This window comes from Blastomonas natatoria (assembly GCF_003201955.1).
GTDB classification, from domain to species: Bacteria; Pseudomonadota; Alphaproteobacteria; order Sphingomonadales; family Sphingomonadaceae; genus Blastomonas; species Blastomonas natatoria.
On the sequence record NZ_QJJM01000042.1, the window covers coordinates 1 to 3631 of the forward strand.

The 3631-nt window shown below is 60.0% G+C and carries 4 protein-coding genes; 2 read left to right on the forward strand and 2 right to left on the reverse strand.

Translation table 11 applies throughout. The features are described from left to right. Positions 1–348 (forward strand): hypothetical protein (locus C7451_RS20150; protein ID WP_208625261.1); only part of this gene is annotated, 348 nt, incomplete at its 5' end. 790 nt (positions 349–1138) lie between these two features. Here the strand turns inward: C7451_RS20150 and C7451_RS19575 are convergent. Together C7451_RS19575 and C7451_RS19580 are read right to left on the reverse strand one after the other, a co-directional pair. Beyond that, positions 1139–1993: a sensor histidine kinase gene (locus C7451_RS19575; RefSeq protein ID WP_341866659.1), complete on the reverse strand. Its 855-nt coding sequence runs from the start codon at positions 1991–1993 to the stop codon at positions 1139–1141. A gap of 162 nt (positions 1994–2155) precedes the next feature. Then, positions 2156–2827: a response regulator gene (locus C7451_RS19580; protein WP_110300471.1), complete on the reverse strand. Its 672-nt coding sequence runs from the start codon at positions 2825–2827 to the stop codon at positions 2156–2158. Positions 2828–3056: 229 nt separating this feature from the next. Between C7451_RS19580 and C7451_RS19585 the strand changes: the two genes are divergently transcribed. Next, positions 3057–3491, forward strand: a complete 435-nt coding sequence (locus tag C7451_RS19585; RefSeq protein WP_208625262.1) for an IS5 family transposase — start codon at positions 3057–3059, stop codon at positions 3489–3491. Positions 3492–3631: the final 140 nt, after the last annotated feature.

Below are 3631 nucleotides of genomic sequence, written 5' to 3' on the forward strand. Positions count from 1 at the left end.
GGGTCTTCATCTTCGTTCCTTCGTCACTACGACGAAGCCCCAACCCTCCTTAAATCACAACCTCAAATCTGTGCCATTGGTGCTGACGGGGGACAACGCAAGGAAATTCATCAGGCACCGCATGCGGCGCGCATTAACAGGAGTTTAGGAAACAGGCAAGTCCGGTTCGTCGCATGGAGAAACACAGCCGTCATCGGACGTAAAAAATATCGTCACGACCCAAAGACAAGCCGTTACAGGCCGATCTCTTTCCCAATGACCCGCAATTGCCTGCCTCAAAGGGTGTTGACGCTCTACCGCGGCCCCTTGCGGCTCGGCTGTGACCGGATCCAGAAGACCACAGCCTGATCCCCACTTCTGTTCTCATCGACATGTTCAGGCTTCTAAGGGGCCCAAAGACCGGTTCCGCGTGACACCAGGGAACGCACTCAATCATGACCGAACAGGAGCCATCGTCAATATTCCGCTGAAGGATGCTCGAGACATTGTTACGTAGTTGACCGCGCTCGAGTGATTCGTGAATGATGGCACGGTGAGTGACCTTGATCCGCTGATCAAGATGGCGATAGTTTTCATTATTCCGAAAGTATGAAGATCAGCTGGCGGTCAGCAATATCTTGAGTTTGCTTACCCCTGATGCGGCAACCTGTTCTCCAGGCTTGAGGGCAATGGTGACAAAGACTGCGCCATAAGAACTGCCCACAACTTTCAGCGCGGGAGCGCCATCAATCCGCACCTTGACCAGAACGGACCTGATTGCACGGTCGAGCGATGCTCATGCCGGGACGCACCTGACCCGCCAGCGGCTCGGGCAATTGCAGACCGTGCTTGAAAGCGGTGCTGTTTTCAATCACGAAGGGTATTGATGCCGCTATGACCGGGCCGCCGACCTGCGCGGCTACCGTGGCAACACGGTCTGAGATCGGCGCGCGCAGTGTGACCTCGCCTCCTGCGCGCGCGCCAACTCAGCACCATATTGCAGCGGTTCACGGCTCTTGACTGTGACGAGCGGCTGCCCTGCCCGACCATGTCGCCCTGGATGACGTACACCCGCAAGATTGCGCCGGTCGTGATGATCTGTTGCCTGTTCATCCCCGGTCCCTGCCAGCCGAAGCTGACAGCAACCTGACGGAGCGATCTATCGGCTGAAGTCGAGGATCAGCACGCTGTTCTGAGGATCAGTGCGGATCGCGCCGCCGTGCACCTGCATGATACGGTCGACGATGGCGAGACCCAGGCCGGCGCCATCCGGGCTGGCGTGGTCGGCGCGTCGGTTGCGTTGGATCAGCTGGGCAAGCTGTTCCTGCGACAGGCCTGGGCCGCCGTCGGTGACGCGGATTGCAGGCGTGCCGTCCAGCACCACATGAACGGTGCCGCCATCCGGCGTGACCCGGACAGCATTGTCGATGAGGTTGCGCAATGCCGCTGCAATCGCCTCGCGCCGCCCGAGGACGGATACCGTTTGGCCTTCACTCACCAGCTCAATGCTGCGGCCTTGCGCAATCACTGCCGGAGCACATCTTGCAACGACATCTCTGGCGATGTCAGACAGATCGATATCGTCGGTCGCAGTGGCTGCGGCCTCCTGCGCATCCATCTGCGCCAGCAACATCAACTGGTCGATCAGCCGCCGCATGGCAGCGACATCGCCTTTCAAACGCGCCGCGGCGGGATCCGTCATGCCATCGAGTTCCAGCATCATCGCTGCCAGTGGGGTACGCAATTCGTGCGCGACATCGGCGGCGAACGCTTCCTGGTGCATCGCCGATTGCTCCAGCCTTCCGAGCAGGGTGTTGACCGCCACGGTGAACGGCCGGATTTCGGTCGGCAGCTCACCATCATCGATGCGGATGTTGCGGTCGCGCCCCGTAATGGCGTTCAGCTGGTCCGTTGCATTCGTCAACGGTTTGAACGCCCGCCGCATGACGAACAGGACTGCCACAGTCATCGGCACGACCAGTGCGACAACAGGCAACAGCACGTGTTCGACCATTTCGTGTAGCGCAGCCTTCAACGCATCTGCCGTTGCCATCTCGGCAAAGCTGATCCGGTATTCGATGAGCACGGCAACCAGCAGGAATACCGTGCCGCCAAGCCCGACCACCGCAAGGCCGCGCGCCAGAGAATTGAAAATCGACGTGGGTTGATGTGCCATTCAGTTGCTCCGCAGCATGTAGCCAACACCGCGCACCGTCTGCAGCTGCCCGGCAAGCCCTGCCTCGTCCAGCTCGCGGCGCAGACGCGATACGGTGGCCTCGACGGCATTCGGGGTCACCGGCTCGTTGAAGCTGTATAGCGTGGTCTCGATCGTATCGCGCACCACAACTGTGCCTAGTCGGCGCATCAGCAGTTCCAGCAGGTCAGTCTCACGGCAGGACAGATCAAGGACCCGCTCGGAGCAGTGGGCCTCACGGCTGACCGGATCAAAAATGAGCGACCCGGCTTCCAGCATTGTCGCTGCGCGTGGCCCCGGCCTGCGCAGCAAAGCGCGAACTCTCGCCGCCAATTCCTCAATATCCACCGGCTTGACCAGATTGTCATCCGCACCTGAATCAAGCCCCGCGATGCGGTCTTCCAGCCCGTCACGGGCAGTCAGCATCAGTGCGGGAATCAGCTGGCGCGGGCTGCGCTGATGCTGCAGCCATGTTATGCCGTTCTCATCGGGCAGGCCAAGGTCAAGAATGACAGCATCGAAAGGTAGGCTTTCCAGGCACGCATCCGCCGTCGCCATATCCGAGGCAACGTCGAAGGAAAAGCCCTGCCAACGCAGACCTTGTGCGATCAGACCGGCGAGGCGTTTATTGTCTTCCACGATCAGCAAGCGCACGGGTTAGCCCTCGTGTTTCGCAGGGCACCTGTGGAACCACGGCGCGGATGCTCAGTCATTGTCCTGATAGCCATCGGTGCCGACTGCCTCGCCTTGCTCATGTTCGTCTGCTTCGCTCGATATCCCATCAAAAGCCGTCTTGTCATAGCGCAATATGCGTAGGCGGCGTGGACAAATTGGTTGACGCGAGACTCGGTGGTTGGTTCAAGGCTTCCTTTTGGAGGCAGGGTTGAGCCGGGGTGATCTGAGCGAAGCAGAATGGCTCGTTTTGAGGGATTTGCTCCCGATTGCAGCGGCAAATCGAGGACGTGGGCGACCGCCGGAAGAGAACCGTTCGATCATCAATGGTATTCTCTGGCGGCTTCGCTGCGGCACCCCTTGGCGCGATGTCCCAGTCAAATACGGCAACTGGAACACGATCTACCGTCGCTTTCGTCGTTGGAGTGAGGCCGGGGTCTGGGAAGCAGTATCGGTCACGCTGGCCGAGATCATGGCAGACAGCGGGCATTACAGCATCGATAGCACCACGGTTCACGCCCACATCTCGGCAGCGGGCGGAAAAGGGGGGCTGATCGACGCGCTCTTGGCCGCTCGCGGGGCGGGTTCACCAGTAAACTTCACTGCCTGGTTGATGCACGAAGACGACCACTCGCCTTCCACCTGACGGTCGGCGAAGCGGCCGATTGCAAAGCCTATGATACGCTGATCGGTAAGCGGTGTTTTCAGCCCACGTCGATCCAAGGCATGAGGTCGCCGACGCTGTTTGCGGGATGACCATCGGCAAGCTTGGCGAGCGTCTCGGTC